At 37.2% G+C, this 21,717-nt stretch carries 23 protein-coding genes; 18 read left to right on the top strand and 5 right to left on the bottom strand.

Annotated features, from left to right (window positions below):
* The first annotated feature begins 1,333 nt into the window (after positions 1–1,333).
* Positions 1,334–1,780: a RepB family plasmid replication initiator protein gene (locus BN1206_RS09590; protein WP_231575995.1), complete on the top strand. Its 447-nt coding sequence runs from the start codon at positions 1,334–1,336 to the stop codon at positions 1,778–1,780.
* Between the two features lie 274 nt (positions 1,781–2,054).
* Here BN1206_RS09590 and BN1206_RS07360 read toward each other — a convergent pair whose 3' ends face one another.
* Positions 2,055–2,807 carry an MIP/aquaporin family protein gene (locus BN1206_RS07360; protein WP_013438476.1) on the bottom strand — a complete coding sequence of 251 codons (753 nt, stop codon included), beginning with the start codon at positions 2,805–2,807 and terminating at the stop codon, positions 2,055–2,057.
* 193 nt (positions 2,808–3,000) lie between these two features.
* Between BN1206_RS07360 and BN1206_RS07355 the strand changes: the two genes are divergently transcribed.
* Complete coding sequence (locus tag BN1206_RS07355) at positions 3,001–4,044, top strand: FMN-dependent dehydrogenase (RefSeq protein WP_013642336.1); 1,044 nt, start codon at positions 3,001–3,003, stop codon at positions 4,042–4,044.
* A 56-nt stretch (positions 4,045–4,100) separates the two neighbouring features.
* Here BN1206_RS07355 and BN1206_RS07350 read toward each other — a convergent pair whose 3' ends face one another.
* Positions 4,101–4,958, bottom strand: coding sequence for an RluA family pseudouridine synthase (locus BN1206_RS07350; RefSeq protein ID WP_013438474.1), 858 nt, complete (start codon positions 4,956–4,958; stop codon positions 4,101–4,103).
* 90 nt (positions 4,959–5,048) lie between these two features.
* On the opposite strand from BN1206_RS07350, the gene BN1206_RS07345 reads away from it, so the two are divergent.
* Genes BN1206_RS07345 through BN1206_RS07325 form a run of 5 tightly spaced genes read left to right on the top strand, consistent with a single transcriptional unit; the run spans position 5,049 to position 12,143 of the window.
* Positions 5,049–7,106: a PBP1A family penicillin-binding protein gene (locus tag BN1206_RS07345; RefSeq protein ID WP_013642334.1), complete on the top strand. Its 2,058-nt coding sequence runs from the start codon at positions 5,049–5,051 to the stop codon at positions 7,104–7,106.
* Between the two features lie 17 nt (positions 7,107–7,123).
* A complete protein-coding gene (locus BN1206_RS07340) occupies positions 7,124–7,474 on the top strand; it encodes a YlbF/YmcA family competence regulator (RefSeq protein ID WP_013438472.1) in 351 nt (116 codons plus the stop codon).
* An 8-nt stretch (positions 7,475–7,482) separates the two neighbouring features.
* Entirely contained in the window at positions 7,483–8,697 is a 1,215-nt protein-coding gene (locus tag BN1206_RS07335) for a metallophosphoesterase family protein (RefSeq protein WP_013642333.1), read from the top strand.
* Positions 8,678–11,173 carry an ATP-binding protein gene (locus BN1206_RS07330; protein ID WP_052543147.1) on the top strand — a complete coding sequence of 832 codons (2,496 nt, stop codon included), beginning with the start codon at positions 8,678–8,680 and terminating at the stop codon, positions 11,171–11,173. The genes BN1206_RS07335 and BN1206_RS07330 overlap by 20 nt, the downstream gene beginning before the upstream one ends.
* On the top strand, positions 11,166–12,143 hold the full coding sequence (locus BN1206_RS07325; RefSeq protein ID WP_013642331.1) for a 3'-5' exoribonuclease YhaM family protein: 978 nt from the start codon (positions 11,166–11,168) through the stop codon (positions 12,141–12,143). Before BN1206_RS07330 ends, BN1206_RS07325 begins: the two co-directional genes overlap by 8 nt.
* Before the next feature lie 80 nt (positions 12,144–12,223).
* Here the strand turns inward: BN1206_RS07325 and BN1206_RS07320 are convergent, their stop codons facing one another.
* The 3 genes from BN1206_RS07320 to BN1206_RS07310 form a co-directional block, all read right to left on the bottom strand.
* On the bottom strand, positions 12,224–13,129 hold the full coding sequence (locus tag BN1206_RS07320) for a peptidylprolyl isomerase PrsA (protein ID WP_013438468.1): 906 nt from the start codon (positions 13,127–13,129) through the stop codon (positions 12,224–12,226).
* 117 nt (positions 13,130–13,246) lie between these two features.
* On the bottom strand, positions 13,247–13,603 hold the full coding sequence (locus BN1206_RS07315; RefSeq protein ID WP_013642330.1) for a hypothetical protein: 357 nt from the start codon (positions 13,601–13,603) through the stop codon (positions 13,247–13,249).
* Positions 13,604–13,614: 11 nt separating this feature from the next.
* Positions 13,615–14,046, bottom strand: coding sequence for an HIT family protein (locus BN1206_RS07310; protein ID WP_013438466.1), 432 nt, complete (start codon positions 14,044–14,046; stop codon positions 13,615–13,617).
* Positions 14,047–14,137: 91 nt separating this feature from the next.
* Here BN1206_RS07310 and BN1206_RS07305 point away from each other — a divergent pair, with 91 nt between their 5' ends.
* The 11 genes from BN1206_RS07305 (at position 14,138) to BN1206_RS10150 (ending at position 21,689) form a co-directional block, all read left to right on the top strand.
* On the top strand, positions 14,138–14,881 hold the full coding sequence (locus BN1206_RS07305; protein ID WP_013438465.1) for an ABC transporter ATP-binding protein: 744 nt from the start codon (positions 14,138–14,140) through the stop codon (positions 14,879–14,881).
* Positions 14,874–16,106 carry an ABC transporter permease gene (locus BN1206_RS07300; RefSeq protein WP_013438464.1) on the top strand — a complete coding sequence of 411 codons (1,233 nt, stop codon included), beginning with the start codon at positions 14,874–14,876 and terminating at the stop codon, positions 16,104–16,106. Before BN1206_RS07305 ends, BN1206_RS07300 begins: the two co-directional genes overlap by 8 nt.
* An 11-nt stretch (positions 16,107–16,117) precedes the next feature.
* Complete coding sequence (gene trmB, locus BN1206_RS07295; RefSeq protein ID WP_013438463.1) at positions 16,118–16,774, top strand: tRNA (guanosine(46)-N7)-methyltransferase TrmB; 657 nt, start codon at positions 16,118–16,120, stop codon at positions 16,772–16,774.
* A 65-nt stretch (positions 16,775–16,839) separates the two neighbouring features.
* Positions 16,840–17,160, top strand: a complete 321-nt coding sequence (locus BN1206_RS07290; protein WP_013438462.1) for a thioredoxin family protein — start codon at positions 16,840–16,842, stop codon at positions 17,158–17,160.
* A gap of 20 nt (positions 17,161–17,180) precedes the next feature.
* Positions 17,181–17,828 carry a YtpR family tRNA-binding protein gene (gene ytpR / locus BN1206_RS07285; protein ID WP_013438461.1) on the top strand — a complete coding sequence of 216 codons (648 nt, stop codon included), beginning with the start codon at positions 17,181–17,183 and terminating at the stop codon, positions 17,826–17,828.
* Positions 17,829–17,898: 70 nt separating this feature from the next.
* Positions 17,899–18,171, top strand: a complete 273-nt coding sequence (locus tag BN1206_RS07280) for a hypothetical protein (protein WP_052543146.1) — start codon at positions 17,899–17,901, stop codon at positions 18,169–18,171.
* 116 nt (positions 18,172–18,287) lie between these two features.
* Positions 18,288–19,487: an RNA-guided endonuclease InsQ/TnpB family protein gene (locus tag BN1206_RS07275; RefSeq protein WP_052543145.1), complete on the top strand. Its 1,200-nt coding sequence runs from the start codon at positions 18,288–18,290 to the stop codon at positions 19,485–19,487.
* A 79-nt stretch (positions 19,488–19,566) separates the two neighbouring features.
* The gene (locus tag BN1206_RS07270; protein WP_052543144.1) at positions 19,567–19,818 is read left to right on the top strand and encodes a hypothetical protein; all 252 of its coding nucleotides are present in this window, start codon (positions 19,567–19,569) and stop codon (positions 19,816–19,818) included.
* Between the two features lie 166 nt (positions 19,819–19,984).
* Entirely contained in the window at positions 19,985–20,260 is a 276-nt protein-coding gene (locus BN1206_RS10160; RefSeq protein WP_231575993.1) for a hypothetical protein, read from the top strand.
* A 57-nt stretch (positions 20,261–20,317) separates the two neighbouring features.
* Positions 20,318–20,410, top strand: a complete 93-nt coding sequence (locus BN1206_RS10155; RefSeq protein WP_231575992.1) for an SLAP domain-containing protein — start codon at positions 20,318–20,320, stop codon at positions 20,408–20,410.
* A 322-nt stretch (positions 20,411–20,732) separates the two neighbouring features.
* Positions 20,733–21,689: a hypothetical protein gene (locus BN1206_RS10150; protein ID WP_231575991.1), complete on the top strand. Its 957-nt coding sequence runs from the start codon at positions 20,733–20,735 to the stop codon at positions 21,687–21,689.
* Positions 21,690–21,717 lie beyond the last annotated feature (28 nt).

Below are 21,717 nucleotides of genomic sequence, written 5' to 3'. Positions count from 1 at the left end.
TGCCTTAAATTAGATATGACTTTATGCTTTATCTTCACCTTTATTTTAGATAAAAATAAAGTATTTGATTAAAGTTCCGTCGAACTTCAACCCAATACTTAGGTTAGTATGTTTCTAAACTCGACATTAAATGTCCACATTCTTCGAAGAGATTACATAATTTCTCAGTAAAACTGCCAGTTTTGTGTACGACGTCAAGCATCTAAAAGCACCGTGACATATGGTTTTACTACTATTTTAAATTCTACGACTAGAACCAAAATAGTGAATCAGCTATCCCGTCGGATAGTCAATTCACTATTAAGCTTAGAATGTTTTCTAGGTGTAGAAAGGTTGACTCTATGTACCTGTCATCATATTTATCAAGGAATATGGTTAAGACTAGTCCGTACGTTAATGATTTTTATGCAGGTCTAGAAAAAATTGAATTAGCTGGAAGGTCAGAAATTAAACATTTCTGCCTTTTTTATCATCGGTGAGTGGCGTAAGAATTTAATACGTTTTTGTTGATATTTGTATATTGGATTGAATATAGTAGATTTTTTAAACAATAGCTTTTAATACAGTTAATCAATTAAGATTAGAGTAATTAACGTTTTTTATAGTTACACAGGCTTTTCTTTGCCTTACAAGCATTTTTTAGCGTTTATACTAGTATTTAATTTGCGCTCTTAGAACATAAATATGGGGGTATCTGTAAGAGCTAATAATTGTGTATCTGATTTATTTGCAAATAAAATATGTGCCGGAAAGAAATGATGTAATTACCGAATTAGAAATAAAAAATTGTGTACTTTATTTTTAGAGTATTTCCTTGTTTAGATTCCTGTTAAGGAATTGGTTAATCCTTTATATATCCTTTAATACCTTTTTCCTTTCTCCTTTAGGGAAGCGTGATCCTTTGGTAGAGTAAGGCTCAAAAAAGTCATTCTACACAAAATTTAGGGTTTTAACGAGCAAAATAAAGTGTTTATATTAGAGTTATCCACAGGTCATTTATTATATTTTTTTGTATTTAAAGCCAAACTACACATTTTTTATAAAAATGATGATGCAAAAAAGTCAAACTACACAGAATTTATAATTTCTTACCTAAAATCCCTTTTGTTAGAGAACGAATTACGAAAATGCCCTAATTTCTGTGTAGTTTAAGCTTCTTTACTTTTCTTTTTATAAAAATTGTGTAGTTTAACATAGTTATTAAAAAGTGAGAGCGCTTAAAATTATAAGCAATTAAATATTTTTTGTTCAAACTACACAGATAATAAAAATGGTGTATCATGAATGACAAAAGTATAAAAAATGGGTAGGTTAAAATGGACGAAAAGAAAAAATAAGGGAATTACTTAATTTTCCTGACAGAAAGAAAAATTTAGTCAAATATAACAATGATCTAAACGATAATAAGCAATATTATGGCGTTAGTAGCCTATCTAAGTATGAGATGGATATCTTTTTCTTTCTAATTGCGCAACTCCAAGGTCAAGATGGAGCAGTTGTAGATATAAAGATAAAAGATCTAAAACGATATCTTCATATGCCTACGACAATGTCTTATCGAACTTTTCAAAAAATAGTAATTCAAACCTTTGATCACTTAGAAAATATCAAAACTGGGTTTTTAAAAACCGATGAGGAAAATCGTGAATATCTTCAATTAAAACCGATTTTCGATTACACAAATATATATACCGACTCTCTAGACGTTGAAGTAAAGGTAAAAAAGCAAAGAAATACGAAAATGGCAAGCTGTATAATCGTGTTCTTAAGCCTGCGTTAGTTGATTTAAGCCCATTCTTTAGAAATCTGCGATTAAAAAACAATATGGTCCTAATCATACAATTGAAAAGTACCACTTTTACTGGGTAAAAGAGCCTGCACGTGTTTCTCGCTTAATTTATAATCCCGAAGATGCTGATATAAGAGCTGTTGTTAATATTAAGAGATATGACAATATGTTGTATCAACAAGAACAGGCTAAAGCGACTAAAGAAGCTAAATAAAAAGATCGATGATCACCGTTTTTTAACGAAGATCATCGATCTTTTGTTTTTCTATAATCCAAATGCAATCTTGTATAACAATGCACCGCAGATACCACCAGCAATTGGAGCAACTACTGGTACCCAACCGTAGTCCCAGTGAGCAGAACCCTTATGAGGTAATGGGCAAAGTGCATAAACGATACGTGGACCTAAGTCTCTTGCAGGGTTTAATGCAGGACCGGTAGGACCACCAACAGCCATAACCAATGCGGTGATTAAGAAACCAACACCGAGGTTGGCAATATCTTCTGATTGCTTGAAGAACATGCCACGGTATAAACCAACGGCTACAAACAAAAGAATTGCTGTACCAACAAATTCAGTGATAAAACCGTTTAACTTACTGTTGGCAGTATCACCAGTCGCAAAGCTGGCAAAAACAGCGTCATCACTAGCAGTTCTCTTAATGTATGGCCAGTAAACAGCCACTAATATAAGTTGACCTACGATTGCACCAAGCATTTGAACCAAGATATATGGTAGAACTTGATCCCAAGGGAATGCACCTGCACATGCTTGTGCAAGGGTTACGGCCGGATTCAAGTGGTTACCTGAAATTGAACCGAATAACATCGCAGGAAGCATGACACCAAAACCAAAGCCAAATGCGATTAAAAGCCACCCACCATTGGCTTGTCCATCGCGGCTATTACCTCCAGTATCACGCAATACTGAGTTGGCAACTGAACCGTTACCTAAAACTACTAAAATAATCGTACCGAAAAATTCGGCCAAATACTTTATCATCCAAGTATGTTCCATAATAGATACTTTTTACTCCTCTAAAAAAAATAAGTGAAAAATACACACAAGATTGAATTATACACTATATTGAGAAAATAGATATGATTATTTTAAAAATTGCAAATATTTTGCTCAAAAACAGATCTTTCTTACTTTTTTGTTTTTTCTAGTAGAATAATTAGTAAGGAATTTTTTAGAAAGGGCGTAAAGAATGGGCGAAGAAAATAAAAATGATGTAGTAACTGGCGCTTCCGAAACTATTGATGCTAGTTCGGGTTCTTCGATGTTAGAACATGAAGAACCTAAAAAAGAAGAAGCCACTAGTCCATGGCCTGGTCCAAAGGGTATGATCCCAGTAACCAGTGGTAAAGCCGACGATGCTAATGTCCATAACCGTGTCTTCTTAGACAATATCTTGGTGGAAATGCGTGTAATCGATTCTGTTGAATCGGATTTGACTACAACAATTTTGGGTAGAAAATATGCATCCCCATTAATGCCGGCTGCAGTTTCGCACTTGAATAAAGTGTTAAGTGATAAAACGAGAAAGCCAATGCAAGAAAAAGCAATGGCCGCTCGCAACATGGATTTACTTAACTGGATCGGCATGGAAACCAACGAAGAGTATGGTGAAATCGTCAGCCAAGGCGGAGACACTATTCGAATTATTAAACCTTTTGCAGATCATCACAAGATTTTAGATGAAATCAAGTTTGCGGAAGATCATGGAGCTGTAGCCGTTGGAATCGATATCGATCATATTGCTGGCAAAAACGGTAAATACGATGTAGTTGATGGGATTCCTCTAGGTTCGATTACAATGGATGACTTGAAGCATTATGCGGAAAGCACTAAGTTGCCATTTATTGCTAAAGGCGTTTTATCTGTATCTGATGCCTTGAAGGCGCACCAAGCGGGATGCAAGGCAATCGTAGTTTCTCATCACCATGGTCGTGTACCTTTCGGTGTTCCACCTCTAGCTGTTTTGCCTGATATTAAAAAGGCACTTGCTGGTAGTGGCATGGAAATTTATGCCGATGGTTCTTTGATGACTGGTTATGATGCATACAAAGCATTGGCTATGGGTGCTGATGCTGTCTTAATTGGCCGCGGAATCTTGTCAGAGCTGCTTCAAAGCGGTACTAAAGCGGTTGAAGATAAGCTTAAGCAAATGAATGAACAACTAGCAGAGATGATGATGTATACCGGTGTTAAGGATACAAAATCGTTTGATCCTAGTGTTTTGCATTATTAAAAATAAATAGAACAAGATAAAAACAATAAAAAGAGATTGCAACTGCAATCTCTTTTTTATAACTCAATTTTTTCATCAGGTAGTTTAACGTGCAATTTTTCAAAAGAAAAAGGCTTAATTAGAGAAATTTCATAGGCATCTAGAGCTAGATTTTCACCAGCAAAATCTGGATTGTACAATGGATCACCGACAATCGGACAGCCGATTGCGGCTAAATGAACACGAATTTGATGGGTGCGACCTGTTTCTAGCGTTAATTTAACTAAAGCTGTATTATCAGAATATTTTTTCAGTAGTTCATAATGAGTAACTGCATGCAAACCAGTTTTATTTACCATTCTTTTTCTTTGATCATCAGGATCCTGACCAATAGGAAGATCAATAGTACCGTTTTTCTTTAATTTATCCGCATGAATAACTTTAGCCAAATATTCACGATGAAAAGTTTTAGTAGTGAGTTCTCGATTCAAAATAGGAACAACTGCCGGATTTTTAGCCACCAAAAGCAGACCGCCTGTAAGCATATCGAGTCGATGTACGATGTACGGACTGCTACCTAAATAAGTAGCACAATCATTCAATGCTGTATCAGTTTCATTTAAGTTAGGGTGAGTTTTCTGCCCCTTCTTTTTATTAATGATCAATAAATTATCGTCTTCGTAGATAACGTCAGGCATTCGTCTACTTGCAGGGTAAGTTTGCTGCATTGAATCAATTTGATCAAGCACGATATCAATTTTGTCACCTGGCTTAACCAATTCATTGAAGTAGCGGTATTTACCATTAATGGTTACATTTTGCTCGATTCTTAAATAATGGCGCCATTTTCTAGGGATAAGTAATTTACGCAGGACCTCGTTAACTGGTAACGGATCAAGATTTTTTGGATAAAAAAGTGTAAAATTATAAACCATAAATATTTCCTAAGTCTGCTTCAATTCTAAACATGTGTTTTAGTAATTATGATACAATTTTCTTGTTTCTAAAAAGGAGCAATGTATTTAATGAATAATGACCAACCAAAAAGAAGTGGCTTTAAGGATGCATGGCATCAATTTGATAGTCGCTTCTTTATCGGACGCTGGATTATTTTAATCCTACTCACTTTAATGCTTTTGACTTGTACATATTATACAATTAAAGTTAAAACTTCGAATATCTCGAATTTGAAGGCGTCACTTTCAACTACAACAACTATTTACGATTATAAGGGCAAAAAAGCAGGTTCCTTATATTCGCAAAAGGGTTCGTTTGTAGAATATGATAAAATTTCGCCAAATATTCAAAATGCGGTCATTTCAACAGAAGACCGTACTTTTTGGACGAACCCTGGTTTTAGTGTTAAAGGTATGGTTCGTGCCGCCATTAGTTTGGTTATTCACCATGGTCAAGTTACCGGTGGTGGTTCCACATTAACGCAGCAGCTGGCTAAGAACTCACTACTTACTCAGCAGCAGACCTTTTCACGAAAATTGGAAGAATTGTTCTTTGCAATTGAGATCAACCATGTTTATTCCAAAAAAGACATTTTGACGATGTACTTGAATAACGCCTATTTTGGTAACGGTGTCTGGGGCGTGCAAGATGCTAGTCGTAGATATTTTGGTAAAAATGCTAGTGATGTAACTGTCAGTGAAGCTGCCACTTTGGCAGGGATGCTGCGGAATCCTAGTTTCTACAACCCTGTAGACCATATGGCTAATGCACTGTCACGTCGTAATTTGGTTTTGAGCTTAATGGCTGATAATGGCAAAATTACTTCAGCTCAAGCCAAAGCTTATTCAAAAGAAGGCTTAACTTTAAAGAATACCTTTAAGAATAAGGATGGCTACCGTTACCCATACTTCTTTGATGCTGTTGTAGATGAAGCAATTAGTAAGTACGGCTTAACAGAAGAGCAGGTAATGAATAAGGGCCTCAAGATTTACACTACCCTTAACCAAAATTACCAAAGCAAGATGCAAGATACCTTTGAACAAAGCTGGCTTTTCCCACAAAATGGTTCAGATGGTACCGAAGCCCAAGGTGCCAGTGTGGCAATGGATCCTAATACTGGTGCCGTACGTGCAGTTGTTGGGGGACGTGGACAACACGTCTTCCGTGGCTACAACCGTGCAACGCAAATGAAGCGTCAGCCTGGTTCATCGATCAAGCCGCTTGCTGTTTACGCACCAGCTCTTCAAAATGGTTATCATTATGATTCAGAGCTTTCCAACAAACTGCAGAAATTTGGTAAGAACGGTTATGAGCCACACAACGTTGATAATGGCTACTCTGATAAGATTCCAATGTACCAAGCCTTAGCTCAAAGTAAGAATGTTCCTGCTGTATGGCTGCTTGATAAGATTGGGGTTAACAAGGGTGTTCAATCTGTTGAAAACTTTGGTATTAAGGTGCCAAAGAGCGATCGCAATCTTGCTTTAGCCCTTGGTGGTCTTTCATCTGGTGTATCACCATTACAAATGGCCCACGCATATTCTGCCTTTGCCAATAAGGGTAATTTGCCTAACAATTCTTACTTTATTACTAGAATTACAGATGCCAGTGGTAATGTTTTAGCAGAAAATGGCAATCCGGGTACACACCGTATTATTTCTGAAAATACGGCAAAAGAAATGACTACGATGATGCTGGGCGTATTTACTAACGGTACAGGTCAATCTGCTCAACCAAGTGGCTACCGTGTTGCTGGTAAAACTGGTTCAACTGAAGTGCCTAACTCATATGGTTTTGGTACTAAGGACCAGTGGATTGTTGGTTATACTCCTGACATCGTTGTCGCAACTTGGGTTGGTTTTGACCGAACCAGTAGGCAGCATTATATGCAAGGAATTTCCGAAACAGGAATTACTAGACTATATAAAGCCGAAATGGAAGGCATTCTGCCGTATACCGCTCAGACTCAATTTACCGAAAAAGCACCTAACCAGATTGTGAAAGATAATGGTTCAAACTTTGATTGGACCGGCGGATTAGGGCAAAAAATTCAAGATGGTATAGGTTCTGCAGGACAGAAGATTAATGAATGGTATAATAGTGTGAAAGGCTTATTTGGCCAATAAAATTTAGGAGGACCATGATGGTTAACGTTTACGATTCAGCTAACAAATTAGCAGAAGATTTAACACAAACTGATCAATACAAGGCTTTACAAAAGGCTATTAAGGATGTAGAAGAAAACGACGAAAGCTCAGCTATGTTCAAGAAGATGGATGAACTTCAAGCTAAGATTTTGCGTGCTCAACAAGCTGGTCAACCTCTTGCTGCTGAAGATCAACAAGCTTACAAGGACTTGAACGACCAAGTACAAAAGAACGATTTGATCGTTAACATGCTTAAGTCAGAACAAGCTTTATACGACTTGCTTAACGACATCCAAAAGACTTACTCAAAGCCAATTAATGATCTTTATGAAGACCTTAGAAACTAGAATTTGCGATGAAATTTATTCACTTTGCGGATGCGCATTTAGATAGTCCATTTCGTGGGCTATCTTTTTTGCCATCTAAGGAATTTAACCAAATATATCAAGCGGCCGATCAATCATTAACGAGAATTGTTGATTTGGCTTTAAAACAAAATGTTGATTTAGTCTTAATCGCTGGAGATACTTTTGATAGCAACACGCCATCTCCAAGAGCGCAGCTATTTTTTGCCGAACAGATAAAAAGGCTGACTGACCAAAAAATTCAAGTGGTGATGATTTTCGGTAACCACGACCACATGAAAAAAGAAGATCTACTAGTTACTGAAACACCTTATTTCAAATTATTGGGTAATGGTGAAAAAGTGGAGAAAGCCACTTTTGCGACAAAAGCTGATTTTACTTACGATGTAATCGGCTTTTCATATTTGAATAACCATATTACGCGTGACATGATACCTGATTTTCCTGCAAAGGGACAAAATTATACTTTTGGTTTAATGCACGCACAAGAAAAAACACAAACTAATAATGTTTATGCACCATTTACTACTAGTGAAGTGCAGAACCTTAATTACGATTATTTTGCCTTAGGCCATATTCACGCACGCAATAACTTGTCAGAAAATCCATGGATTGTTTATCCAGGTAACATTCAGGGGCGTCACATCAACGAAATGGGCACTAAAGGTTGCTATCTTGGCGAGATCGATGAACAAACTAAGAAGACAAGCATTGAGTTTAAACAAACTAGTCCAATTATTTGGCAAGCTGTCGAAATCAATTTGGAAGGTGAAATCGATAAAGCTGGTTTGCAGACAAAAATCATTGAAGTCCTTAATCAAATTAAGCAAAAGACTTACTTTAGTTTAACCATCAAGGGTGCACAATATTTGACTGAAGAAGAGCGAGAACTGACTGCAGATACTGATTTTTGGCAGACAATCTCGCAAAATTTGCCATTTGCTTCTCAGCTAGTTGACGTTCGTTATGAAACCAATACCAGTTTGGAATTAAATGAGAATGATCAAAAGGCCTTTGAAAAAGCCAAGGCGGAAATTTTTGATGTAGATGAGTTCAATCAAATCGTAAATGACTGGAAGAAAAAAGATCCAGAAGCAGCTGCACTAGCAGAAGATCCTAAATTTATTGAGGCTGTTAAGCAATTAACCGAAGTAAAGCTAATGAGTAAATTGAAAGGAATTAAAGATGAGACTGAAACAAATTAAAATGATCAATTTTGGCCAGTTTTCTGACAAGTCTTTTGATTTACCTAGCAAAGAAATAAACGTCTTCTTTGGTGCTAATGAGGCGGGAAAGAGTACGACGGTAGCTTTTATTAAGCAGATCATGTTTGGCTTTCATTTGCGCAGTAATTCGTCTCCGTTTTTTGAAGATTATACGCCGTTAGCTCATGTGAGTCCGATGGGTGGCAGTCTTGTCTTTGAAGCGGACGATGGCGAATATGAATTAGAGCGCTTGTATGCCAAAGGCGATAAGACTAAGCGTGGTATTTTAACCGTTAAAAAAGATGGGCAAGTAGTGCCCGAGAGTCTCTTTTTCGATCAAATTCAAAAAATCGATGGTTCGTTTTATGCCGACAGCTTTATCTTTAATCAAGAAATGCTGGGTCAGGTAAGCAGCTTGAGTCAAGAAGACTTGCTTGAACGTATTTATTACTTGGGTGCAGCCAATAGTGGTAAATTGCTTGAAATGCGTGATGGCTTTGAAAAAGAAGCTGGCAAGTTGTTTAAGAAGACGGGTAAAAAGCCAGAAGTAAATCGTCTGCTTAAGCAAATGGAAGACGATCGTGACAATCTGGCTCAAACGCAAGCAGAGTTTGGTGATTATGAAGAACTTGATCGTGATTTAACTGCTAAAAGTGACGAGTTAAATAGTAAGCAACAAGCTTTAGAAAAGCTGCAAAAAAGGGCGCAAGAGTTGCGTGACCTGCAAAAAGAATTAGGCAATTACCAAACTTTGCTAGATTTGCAAAAGCAAGTTAAGGATATGCAGTTTGATAGTGAAAATTATCAAAAAGCGCAAGAGATCATGGCGCAAGGTTGCAATTTGCAAAAGACGATTAAGTCTTTGAAAGAGCAATTAGCTGATCTGGATGATAATAATCAGGCTGATTTGTCAGCTAGCAAAAAGCTTGTCCAACAAAAGCCGCAACTACTTCAATGGCAAGCAGAATACAAATCATGTTTGCAAAAAGCTGATGAACTCAAACAAGAAAAAGAACAAATTCTTGCTTTATCTCCTGATACCAAGCAAGTACTAGACTTGACGCCAGAGCAAATCAAACAGCTGCAAGCAGATTATTTAGCTTTGCCTAAACAAGAAAATCGAGTTGAAGCTGCTCCTAATTCCAATGATAAACTCTGGTATGTGATTGGTGCTGTCCTAGCAGTCCTTGGTTTGATCTTACTGGTTATGATGGGGACAGTTGGCGTGATCGCCTTAATTACCGGCCTAATCTTTCTTGGTGCAGGCTACGTTAAAGGCAATAACGCCAATAAACAAAATGCCGCTATTTTGGAAAAGCAAAAACTGGTCGCACAAAAGCGCCAGGGATTTGGGCAACAATATGGCTTGAATCCTGATAATTTGGATATTAATAATCTGGTGGCTAATGCCAACCAGTATCACTTAAAAGAAAACGCTGAGAAGGCAAATAATGAACAACTGAGCCAGATTAATCAAGAAGTCGCCCAATTAGCCGCAAATGTGCAAAATACGCTGAAAAAGCCAATTGAGGATGATTTTAGCTCCGTTTTAAGTGGAATTGATGAACTGGAAGAAAAGATTGACCACAGTCAAGAAATTGGTCAACGAAGAATGACGATTTCGTCTGCTTTAAAGCAAGACCAGCAAGATTTGAAAGAATTGGGTTTGCAACTTCAAACTTTGTTTGCTCAAGCTAATGTCAAAAATATGGCCGATTATGATGTTGTGTACAAAGATTCATTAGAGCAAGCCAAAATTAGGACGCAGGTTGAAGCACTTAAGAAGAGCTTAAACGATGATTTAACTCAATTGACAAAGACTAATCCAGCTGAATTAGAGCAGCAATTGCATGAATTGAATGATCAAATAGCTGCAGCCAATAATGAAGTCAGCGATTTACAACAACAAAACGCACAAGTACAGGTTAAGTTGAACAATTTGGCTGATTCAACTGCAGTATTTGAAGCGAGACAGGATTTGGCCAATACCGAAACTAATTTTGAAAGCAGTAGTAAGGAATATTTGGCTAACTTGCTTGCAGCTAAATGGATTGGTCGCTCACTTGATTTAGCTTCAAATGAACGTTTTCCAAAGATGCTCAAAGCAGCTAAAGAATATTTGGCTTTGCTTACAGGTGGACGTTACGTTGATCTTGAACTTGGCAAGAAATTAACGGTCATCAGAAAAGATGGTAAAAAGCGTGATGTTAAGTACTTGTCTCGCGGTACGGCTGAACAACTCTACTTTGCTTTAAAGTTAGCCTTTGTCGAACAAATTAAAGATGAAATCAACTTGCCAATCTTAATCGATGATTCATTTGCTAACTTTGATGATCACCGCATCAAATATATTGAACAATTATTGAAGAAGATTAGTGAAAATAATCAAGTGCTGATTTTTACAGCGCAAGAAAACCTAGTTGAAAAATTAAGGATCCAGCCTTTAACTTTTACGAAAGGAAATCAAAATGCTTAAACGACTCTTAGATTATAATGACGGCGAAGAAATGGATATCGTCGTTTTGATTAAGAATTCGCAATTGCGACGGAATAAGAAAAATAAGCTCTTTTTAGCAATGCAATTTGGCGATGGATCAGGCGAGATTCGGGGCAACTTTTGGGATGCAACCAATCAAGATGCGGCTACCTTTAGTACAGGTACGATTGTAGAATTGAACGGTAAAAGAGAAGAATACCAAGGCCGTCCTCAAATTCGCATTTATAGTTTAAGGGTGGTTGGACCACGAGAAGGCTATGAGTTAGATCAATTCGTTAAGTCAGCTCCAGAACCGATTAATGATATGCATGCCGAAATTAATCAATTTGTTGATCAGATTCAAAATAAAACTTGGAAGACGATTGTCCAATATTTGTTAAAAAAGTGGGGTAGACGCTTCTTTGATTATCCCGCAGGAAAGAGTAACCACCATGCAGTGCGTGGTGGACTTGCTTTTCATACTTTGTCGATGCTTAAGGATGCGAAGGGTTTAGCTGATAATTATGAACAGATCAACCGTTCACTGCTTTATGCTGGATGCATCTTGCACGATATGGGCAAAGTGCTTGAACTAACAGGCCCAGCTGCAACGCAATACACTACCGAAGGCAATTTAGTTGGTCACTTGGTACTTATCGATGAACAAATTATGCTAGCTGCCCAAGACCTTAAGATTGACCTTGAATCAGAGGACTTGCTTTTACTTAGACATATGGTTTTGTCCCACCATGGCCGCTTGGAATATGGTTCACCTAAGTTGCCAGCTCTTCTGGAAGCAGAAATTTTGCACCGCATCGATGATATGGATGCCATGGTTTATGCAGTCACGAATGCTTTGCAGCATACTGGTAAAGGAACGTTTACTGAGCCACTGCTTAGTCAAGATGGCAGAAGATATTATCGTCCAAAATATGATCCAGCTTTAGATCATGCCAAGCATTTGGAATAAGAATAGACAAAAATAAGAGGTTAACTTCAAAAAGCTAACCTCTTGTTTTTTTGCTAATATTTACTAACTAAATATTTTTATTACTTAGTAGCACTAGTAGTTGAAACGTATGATGCTAATACGTCCTTCAAGTCGCTATCCTTGATTGAAACATCAGCACGCTTCAAAACAGTTGAGATAACGTCCTTCATAGTTGCTTGGTCTTGAGCCATTGATGCGTAAATTTCGTCATCGATAGCCTTCTTGTGATCAGCAAACTTACCCTTAGCTGGGTGGCTGATCATCTTAATTACGTGGTAACCAGATTGTGACTTAACTGGAGTTGAAGTTACTTCACCAGTCTTAAGCTTAAATGCAGCTGTCTTGAATGATGAGTCAAGAGTATTGTCAGTTGAGTCAAATGCAGGAAGCTTACCAGCCTTGTTCTTAGTAGCAGTATCAAGTGAGTACTTCTTAGCTAAGCTCTTGAAGCTCTTGCCATCTTTCAATTGTTTGATGATGCTTTGAGCAGTTGACTTCTTAGCAACCAAAATGTGTTGTACAGTTACCTTAGGTTGGTAGCTCTTCCAAGCTTGTTGTTCTTGCTTCTTTGAAATCTTCTTAATGTGCTTTAATGCTTGTTCAGAAAGAAGGTTAGTCTTTAAGTTTTCCTTGAAGCTTGAAGCAGTCATACCGTTTTGTTGTAAAACAGCACTAAATTGTGAGCCATATTGCTTCTTGTAGTTGTTGTATTGCTTGTCAACTTTCTTTGATGAAACGTACTTGCCGTATTGTTGTTCCAAAGCACGGTTGATAATCATGTTAGCCAAAGTTGATTTACCAGCTTGTGACTTCTTCATTTCATCGTAATATTGTTGTTGAGTAATCTTACCACCCTTGTAGGAAGCAACAGTAGAATTACTACCACCGTTAGAACAAGCAGCAGTTGATAATGCAACACCAGCTACAGCTACGACTGCAGCAATTTTTTTCATATAACTCTTCATATAATTAAATCTCCACATCCTTAAATAAGTAACTGTCAACTAATATACCATAAAAATGACTAAATCGTTTTTAAATAGCGAATATTCACAGAAAAATCAAATTTTCTTTGATTTTTCTTAGTCCTTTTCGTCATCTTGAGTGTCTGAACCAGTAAATGAGTTCAAATCTTGGTTAACCTCTTCGCCTTTTTGCTTCATGCGATCAACTGTAGGTTGAATATGTCTAGAATATTTTTCAACATCATCACTAATATCGCTAATAGTGCGTTGTGCTGCAGGCAATTGTTCGCTTAATTCACGACTAGCTTGCTTGGCATTTTGCAATGCAGTAGCAAAACGATTGCTTTCGTGTTTTAAGGCGTCGAATTCAACTTTCAATGGTTTGCCAGGACGATTGCCATCGTTGTCCTTCATGCATGAAAAAACAAAGCCAAAAGCAGCGCCAAAAACTGTTCCTAATAAAAAGTGTTTCATTTGTTTACTCCTTAAAATTGGGCTTTAATCTTATCAGCAACTTCGTTGTATTTTGCTTCGTCGTATTTGTCAGCGTTGTTGCGAGTCATGAGCTTCAAACCATCGCCTTCAAAACGAGGGATAAAGTGAATGTGTGAATGCATAACTACTTGGTTAGCAGACTTACCGTTGTTAGTGGTGATGTTCATACCTGTAACGTTAGGGAAGGCCTTCTTGATTGCATTGGCAATTTCAGGAATGTATTGCAAGTATTGTTGTGCATCTTCTTTGGTGTAGTCAAACAAGTTAACGATATGCTTCTTTGGCACCATTAAAGTATGACCTGGGTTTACTTGTGAGATATCCAAGAAAGCCTTAACGTCGTCGTTTTCAAAAACGGTGTAACTAGGAATCTCACCGCGAATAATTTTACAGAATAAACAATCATCTACTAATTTTTCCATAATATATACCTCTTGTGTTTGAACTTTAGTTTCTTATTAAGTTCATGCTATCATACTATATGTAGAAATTCAGTAAAGAAAGATAGGAAAAATGACATTAAAAATTGAACATTTAACTGGAGGCTACACAGGTGTCCCGGTTATTAAAGATATAAATTTAGAAATTAAACCAGGTGAAGCTCTGGGCTTAATTGGTTTAAATGGGGCCGGTAAATCAACCACAATTAAGCATATTTTAGGTTTGCTTAGACCGCAAAAAGGTAAGATCACTTTAAACGACGTAGTTTTGACGCAACAACCAACGAAGTTTAAGCGTGAAGTGGCTTATATTCCTGAAACACCAATTTTGTATCCAGAATTGACATTAAAAGAGCATTTGGAATTGACCATGCTTAGCTACAAATTGGATGAAAAGAAGGCTTGGGAAAGAGCACATGAACTGCTTAAGATGTTTAGACTTGATGACAAGCTGGAATGGTTGCCAATCCACTTTTCAAAAGGGATGCGCCAAAAGGTAATGATCGTTTCTGCTTTTTTAGCAGATACAAGTTTGCTCGTGATCGATGAGCCATTTACAGGACTTGATCCTTTAGCCGTTGCTAACTTAATTGATCTAATTAAAAAGGCAATTGCTAACGGCAAAATGGTGCTCATGACTACTCACGTTTTAGCCGATGCACAACAAGCCATTTCAAATTATGCTGTTTTAAACAACGGTACGATTGAAATTATCGGTAGTTTACAAGACATTCGTGAACACTACGGCTTAAAGCCTGATGATCCATTTGACAAGTTGTACTTGGCTTTGAATAGAGAGGATCATGGCAATGCGTGAGTTAGCTAAAAAGAGATTGAATGAAAATCTCAAGCAATCGGTTAAGTATTTAACGCTTGTTTTCAATGACTTCTTTATTTTGGCTTTGATCTTTTTAGTTGGTGCATTGATGTTCTGGTATGCCGAAGCAATGAAAACTATGCCAACTAATTTGTGGTTTTATAAGCCACTGACAGGATTCATTTTATGGCTGCCTCTTTTAACGGGACGATTCGTTACTTTGATTAAAGAAGCAGATATGCAGTTCCTGTTTACACAAGATGAGCAGATGGATGAATATTTGAAGCCTATGCACAGATATAGCTTGGTTTTACCATTCATTTTAGAAATCTTGCTTGCAGGTATTGTCTTCCCATTCGCTACAGTTAAAGCAGGCATTAGTGTTTGGAACTATATCTTGTTGGTGCTTGCCATGCTCTTTATCAAAGATACGGAACTAGAGATTGAAAAAAGCAATCTATATTTTGGCAAAAAGCTAAGTTTTGGACTAGTTAGTTTAGTTGCCTTGCTTATTGCAATTCTTTCCGCTTATTATCCAATGGTAGGTTTGGCTTTAGGTGTAGTTGGAACTATCTTATTTGCGCCTAACTTTAAGCCATCGTTTGGCGATAAGATGAATAAAAAGTTGCTCTTTGACTGGCGCTATGCTGTAGAAAGCGAAAAGGCTAGAAAAGACCGTGTTTATTCAGTCTTCAGCATGTTTACCGATGTCGAAGAAAAGCAAGTAAGCATCAAGCGAAGAAAGTACTTGGACTTCCTTTTGCCTAAGTCAATTGCTAAAGAAAATCCTAACTTGTTCTTATACAGAAGATCACTACTTAGAAATCCAGAGTATTTGAACTTGCTGGTTAGAATGACCGTCTTCGCAATTTTGATTTCATGGTTAGTGCAAGATTGGCGCTGGGCGCTTGGCTTATCATGCTTGGTGATCTTCTTGACTGTTTACCAATTATTGCCAATGGCAACCGAATTCGACCGTAACTTTATGTATCGTGTTTACCCAATTGAACGTCAAGATCGTGGCAAGGACTTGGTCAAAGTATTAACTTTAGGCTTGCTGATTCAATGGGTATTAATCAGTATTTTCTGGTTATTGTTATTGCCAATTAATGTAAACTTATTTGAAGCAATTGGTATTTTACTCGTGTTTACCGCATTGGTAGTTGCCACTTACTTGCCAAATCGCGTTAGAAAAATGAATCAAAAGAACTTTGGAATTAGATAGGGAATAGAGAAATGAGATTAAGAAATAAACCTTGGGCTGTAAAGCTTGTTAATGATCATCCTGAAAGTGTGTTGCAAAACCCAGATCCTGATAAGAAGATTGATTGGGCTGAACGTTTTGGCAATGATCATCCAATTGAAATTGAAGTAGGATCAGGTAAGGGTCACTTTATTACTACCTTGGCTGAAATGCATCCCGACAAAAACTACGTTGCTTTAGAATTGCAAACTACTGCAGCTGGTATTATCTTGCGAACTAAGCTTGAAAAGGGCTTGGATAACTTACAAATTTTGCGTGGGGATGCGGCCGATATTAACAGCTTTTTTGGCAAGAATACCACTGACGTAATCTACTTGAACTTTAGTGATCCATGGCCAAAGGCTCGTCATGAAAAGCGTCGTTTAACTTATAAGAGCTTTTTAAGTAAGTATGAAGAAGTGTTGAAGCCAGAAGGTCATATCGAATTTAAAACTGATAATTCAGGCTTGTTCGCTTATTCTGTGCAAAGTATGAATAATTACGGAATGTTCTTCGATTTTGTGAGTGTTGATTTACACCATGAAAAGCCAGAAATCGTTGAAAAGAACATTGAAACTGAATATGAGCATAAATTTGCGGCAAAGGGCAATCCGATTTATGCATTGCATGCTCATTTTGAAACCAAGTAGTTTGCAAAAAGCCAGCATTTTTGTATAATACTTGTAAAAAGTAAGAAAGAATAGAGGCATAAAAAATGGAAGAAATTAAAGCATTAACTGAAGACAAGTTACAAGAAATTACTAAATCTGGTCGCGTTGTTTTGGAATTTTCAGCAGCGTGGTGCCCAGACTGCCGCTTCCTTGATCCATTTTTGCCAGAAATTGAAAAGGATTTTTCAGAAGCTAAATTTTACAAAATTGACCGCGACGACTCAATTGACGTCGCAAAAAAATTAATGATTATGGGAATTCCTTCATTTGTTGTCTACCAAGATGGCAAAGAAATTGGTAGACTAGTAAATAAGGACCGTAAAACTAAAGATGAAGTAGAAAAATTTTTGCGATCACTTGACTAAAAGAGGAGATTTAAAAAAGCATGATTACTAGTACTAATAAAGAAGCTTATCCTAACACTTTGATCGTTATCTTGGGTCATGATGAAGGACGCAGCTCATTTGAAGAAAAAGAAGACGTTACTCGCGTAACCAACGATGAAGGTAAGACTATTGGTTATAACTTCTTCAACGTTGATAAGTTGATTGACTTTGACAAATTGCCAAATGGTCCAGTTAAGCTTTCAGATGATGAACTTGAAGCTCTTAACAAGAAGCTTGCTGAAGCAGGCTTTGACGACAAGTTAGCATACGGCAAGCCAACTCTTGTTTACGGCTATGTTAAGACTTGTGAAAAGCACCCTGACTCAGACCACCTTCACGTAACTACTGTTGAAGTTGGTAACGGTGAAGAACACCAAATCGTTTGTGGTGCTCCTAACATTGCTCAAGGTCAAAAGGTTGTTGTTGCACTTCCAGGTACTTTGATGCCGAATGGTCAACAAATTTGGCCAGGTGAATTACGTGGCGTTGATTCATACGGCATGATTTGTTCAGCTAGAGAACTTGGTTTGCCACACGCACCTCAAAAGCGTGGTATCATGGTTGTTCCTGACAACTTTGAAGTTGGTGCAGAATTTGAACCAACTAAGTGTGACGAATTGATCGCTAGTGGTGAAATCACTTTATAATTTGAAAAGGCATTAGGCTGCTAAATAGTAGTCTGATGCTTTTTTTGATACGTTTTTAAAAAAGTACGTTTTGCTAAACCTTTTTGTAAAAGCAACTACAATAAGAGTTGAAGAAGGCGTTTTTTATGACAAAGAAGCAGAAAGCGTATTAGAAGATAAGAATTTAACTGACAGTGAAATCTCACAAGAGTTAATTGATAAAGATAATCCGATCGAAAATGTTAAACCATCTGAAATTGATTTCTTACGTAAAAAGCCAGATCTAGCAACTCAAATTGATGGTGACCTTGCTGGATTATCCAAGGAAGCTAAGGAAGAAGCAGTAGTTACTGCAGCTAAATAATGCTAAACAGAAGATAATTTGATGACATGGTTTAAAAGCCATGTCTTTTTTTAAAAAAACTAGTGTTCTAGTTCTCCTTCTGATATAATTTTTAGTAAAGGAAGGGGGGAACAAATGTGCTAAAAGGAATCAAACTACGCTTATATCCTAATAAAACTCAAAAAGACCAACTCTGGCAAATGTTTGGCAATGATCGTTTTATCTGGAATCAAATGCTGGCCATGATGAATGAGCGCTACAAAAATAACAAAGATTTACCTTTTTTGTCTAAATTTAAGCTAAATTATCTGCTTAAGCCGTTAAAGAAGGAATATCCTTTTTTAAGAAATAGCGATTCTTCCAGCTTGCAAGTAGTTAACGAATTTCTAAATCAAGCTTGGAAGAACTTTTTTGATGATAAGACAGGTAAATTAGGCAAGCCGCGTTTCCATTCACGCAAGTTTTTAAGGCTCTCTTATACTGGTAAATCAATTGTTCAAGTTGCTGGTAAAAGGTACTTGAAGATGCCTAAATTAGGATATATTAAAACCAGTAAAACGGATATTTTGAAAGATACTAAAATCAAGCGCTACACCGTTACGCTTGAGCCAACTGGTAAATATTACTTAAGCTTACAAGTGGAAACTGAACTGGTTGAAGCTTTTAAACCCACTGGCAAAAAAGTCGGTATTGATGTTGGCGTAGCTGATTTGGTCATTTTGTCCAATGGTTTTAAGTGTCCTTCTTTTGATAGTTCATATTATGAAAAGATAGCCAGAAACTGGCAAAAGAAGTATTCACGCAGAAGGCATTTAGCTCAAATGCTTTGCCTGCAAGATAAACAGCGCAAGGTACTCTCCCCTAGAAGCCTAGACAGCTTTTCCAACTGGAAAAAAGCTCAAAAGATTAAAGCGGTCTATCAGGCCAAAGTAGCTGCACAACGCAAGGACTATCTCCATAAGTTAACGACTCATTTGGTCAAACAATATGATGTGATTGTAATTGAGGATTTGAAAGTCAAGAATCTTCAAAAGAATTACTATTTGGCCCAGTCGGTCGCTAATGCTTCCTGGAGCATGTTTAGACAAATGTTAGAGTATAAGTGTGATTGGTATGGCAAAAAGCTGATAGCTGTCGACCCTAAGAACACTTCCAGAATTTGTTCTAAGTGCAGCTATAACAGTGGAGAAAAGCCACTAAATATTCGTGAGTGGACTTGTCCTAAGTGTCAAACCCATCACGATAGAGATATTAATGCGGCAATTAATATCCTAAATAAAGCAAAGCTAAATGGTCGGGAACCGCGCCATGGTAAACAGCTGAGTTCCGTGAGTTAGGTATGACATTAATGTCTGTAATATCCTAAACACTACTCAGTGTTCCCAGAAACCTGGTACTTTAGTGCTAGTGTAGTTCATGACAAAGAAATATGAAAAAGAAGTCAAAGAAGCAGAAAGCGTATTGGAGGATAAGAAGTTAACTGATAGTGAAATCTCACAAGAGTTAATTGACAAAGACCATCCAACTGAAAATGTTAAACCATCTGAGATTGATTTCTTGCGTAAAGAGCCAGATTTAGCAACTCAAATTGATTTTACTTTATTAGGCAACCTTGCTGGATTGTCCAAGGAAGCTAAGGAAGAAGCAGCAGTTGCTGTAGCTAAATAAAGTTAAATAGAAGATATTGTAATAGGTCAATATAGATAAAAGAAGCGTTGAGAAAAAATCTCAACGCTTTTTTTTGCCGTAAATCAAATTCCATCTTGAAATAACTAATCAAGGTATAATGAAACTGTAAAAGTTATTGAAACAAAGCCACAAGGGAGTGGAGAAAATGAAACTCAATAATAAAATTTTATCTAGTGCAGCGGCTGTTTTAGCAGCAGTTTCTTTAGGTTTAATAACTTCTCAAACAGTTAATGCACAAAGCATTACTTTACATAAAGGCTACGATAAAACTGCAACGCCTTATATTAGACAAAAGGGCGAATTTATCCATGCAAATAAGAGTATCAAGATTAAGAATTATAAATTCTATGGTCAACCTACTTTAACTAAAGGTGATAAAGTGGTCTATGCTAGTGCTACAACACCTAGTCTGATTAACTAAGAATCTTATTACTACATCGGCAATGGTGGATATATTAAACAAAATAATGTGTATGTAATGAAGGGTGGTACATATGTACTTACCAGCAATTCATATGTTTACGATAAGAATGGTAAGAGATTAAAGACCTACCGCGGCAAGCGTAATTAAAGCTGGTCGATTAGTACCATATGCTGGTAAAGCTCTAAATAAAGATGGCCAATACTTCTATATACCTAACACCAAGAAACATAATGTTCGTTCACTTAAGAGCTACAAGATTAAGGGCAACTATTACTTCAGAATTGGTAAAAATCAGTACATCAAGGCTAACAATGTAAATGCAATTAATGGTAATGCACTTTACACCAAAGGACCTATCAAGGTTAAGATTGTTGCCGATACACTTGCTTACAATCAAGACTTCCAACAAATCAATAAGCTGTACAAGAAAGGACAAACTGTAACAGCCGATATGGTGGTTCAAACCGGTATGGGAGACTATACTGCTTCTTACTATCGTGTAAAAGGCGGTAAGAATCCAGTTTATATTGATACTGGCTTATATGAAGAAAGCAGTCCAGACGATCCTTATGTTTGGAGTGGTGATAATGGTCCAACGTTAGCTAAACAATATCCTAGCGGCGAAGATGTGTACAACATGCGCTATAGCGTAGCTGACTTCAAGATGGGTCAAACTGCTTTCTACAATGTCAACGGTGAAAAGGTTGATACTAAATTTGACGGTGATGAAATGGCAGTTAACCAAAAACTTTATTTGTGGGATGCCAAGGAAAACAAAGCTGAATTGTACTACCATGTTCAAAACTCATTGGTTTACAAATCAGGTGCAGAAGACGATCGTCAAAATACTGCCTACAGCAATCTCTATGTAAAAGCTAGTGATGTAGCACGCAGTGGTAGAAAACTTAAGACCAGCAACACAGAAGCTGAAGCCAAAGCAAATAGTGCATTAGCAACTGCTAGTGAAAAGACTTCACTTACCAATGCAATTTCTGATGAAAGTACTGTTAAGGCATCCGATAAGTATCGTTTAGACAACTGGGTAAATCGTAGCTTGTACGACCAAGCCATAGAAAATGCGAAGACTGTTGCAGCGGATAAAGATGCAACTAAGGCTGCAGTTAACGAAGCTTTATGGCAAGTTAATTTTGCTAAGAAAAATTTGAAGGGTGCAAAAGTCAAAGTAAAAGACATCAACAACTTAACGCCTCTAGAAGCACAACAAGTCTTGAATTTAATGCGTCAAGCCTACAATAGTGACAAAAATTATCCAATGGTCGAGGTATATCAAAAGTGGGCACACAAGCCAGGCTATTATCCAGCAGAAGGTTGGAAAGGTAACCAAAAGACAAGATATTACTTAATCCCAAGCAGCGGGGCTAAAAAAGTACTTCTAAAGTTCTCTGATTTTGCTACGGAAAAATGAAATAATGTTAGAATAAAAGACGAGTATT

The sequence above is a fragment of the Lactobacillus sp. OTU4228 genome, from assembly GCF_001006945.1.
Classification (GTDB): Bacteria; Bacillota; Bacilli; order Lactobacillales; family Lactobacillaceae; genus Lactobacillus; species Lactobacillus amylovorus.
Note: the sequence above shows the minus strand (reverse complement) of the source record. Positions and strands in the feature narration are given on the sequence as shown.

Bases quoted from the DNA above. Each gene is read 5' to 3' on its own strand.
- BN1206_RS07360 (WP_013438476.1), bottom strand. From the start codon at position 2,807: ATGGAACATACTTGGATGATAAAGTATTTGGCCGAATTTTTCGGTACG.
- BN1206_RS07355 (WP_013642336.1), top strand. From the start codon at position 3,001: ATGGGCGAAGAAAATAAAAATGATGTAGTAACTGGCGCTTCCGAAACT.
- BN1206_RS07350 (WP_013438474.1), bottom strand. From the start codon at position 4,958: ATGGTTTATAATTTTACACTTTTTTATCCAAAAAATCTTGATCCGTTA.
- BN1206_RS07345 (WP_013642334.1), top strand. From the start codon at position 5,049: ATGAATAATGACCAACCAAAAAGAAGTGGCTTTAAGGATGCATGGCAT.
- BN1206_RS07340 (WP_013438472.1), top strand. From the start codon at position 7,124: ATGGTTAACGTTTACGATTCAGCTAACAAATTAGCAGAAGATTTAACA.
- BN1206_RS07335 (WP_013642333.1), top strand. From the start codon at position 7,483: ATGAAATTTATTCACTTTGCGGATGCGCATTTAGATAGTCCATTTCGT.
- BN1206_RS07330 (WP_052543147.1), top strand. From the start codon at position 8,678: ATGAGACTGAAACAAATTAAAATGATCAATTTTGGCCAGTTTTCTGAC.
- BN1206_RS07325 (WP_013642331.1), top strand. From the start codon at position 11,166: ATGCTTAAACGACTCTTAGATTATAATGACGGCGAAGAAATGGATATC.
- BN1206_RS07320 (WP_013438468.1), bottom strand. From the start codon at position 13,129: ATGAAGAGTTATATGAAAAAAATTGCTGCAGTCGTAGCTGTAGCTGGT.
- BN1206_RS07315 (WP_013642330.1), bottom strand. From the start codon at position 13,603: ATGAAACACTTTTTATTAGGAACAGTTTTTGGCGCTGCTTTTGGCTTT.
- BN1206_RS07310 (WP_013438466.1), bottom strand. From the start codon at position 14,046: ATGGAAAAATTAGTAGATGATTGTTTATTCTGTAAAATTATTCGCGGT.
- BN1206_RS07305 (WP_013438465.1), top strand. From the start codon at position 14,138: ATGACATTAAAAATTGAACATTTAACTGGAGGCTACACAGGTGTCCCG.
- BN1206_RS07300 (WP_013438464.1), top strand. From the start codon at position 14,874: ATGCGTGAGTTAGCTAAAAAGAGATTGAATGAAAATCTCAAGCAATCG.
- trmB (WP_013438463.1), top strand. From the start codon at position 16,118: ATGAGATTAAGAAATAAACCTTGGGCTGTAAAGCTTGTTAATGATCAT.
- BN1206_RS07290 (WP_013438462.1), top strand. From the start codon at position 16,840: ATGGAAGAAATTAAAGCATTAACTGAAGACAAGTTACAAGAAATTACT.
- ytpR (WP_013438461.1), top strand. From the start codon at position 17,181: ATGATTACTAGTACTAATAAAGAAGCTTATCCTAACACTTTGATCGTT.
- BN1206_RS07270 (WP_052543144.1), top strand. From the start codon at position 19,567: ATGACAAAGAAATATGAAAAAGAAGTCAAAGAAGCAGAAAGCGTATTG.
- BN1206_RS10160 (WP_231575993.1), top strand. From the start codon at position 19,985: ATGAAACTCAATAATAAAATTTTATCTAGTGCAGCGGCTGTTTTAGCA.
- BN1206_RS10155 (WP_231575992.1), top strand. From the start codon at position 20,318: ATGAAGGGTGGTACATATGTACTTACCAGCAATTCATATGTTTACGAT.
- BN1206_RS10150 (WP_231575991.1), top strand. From the start codon at position 20,733: ATGGGAGACTATACTGCTTCTTACTATCGTGTAAAAGGCGGTAAGAAT.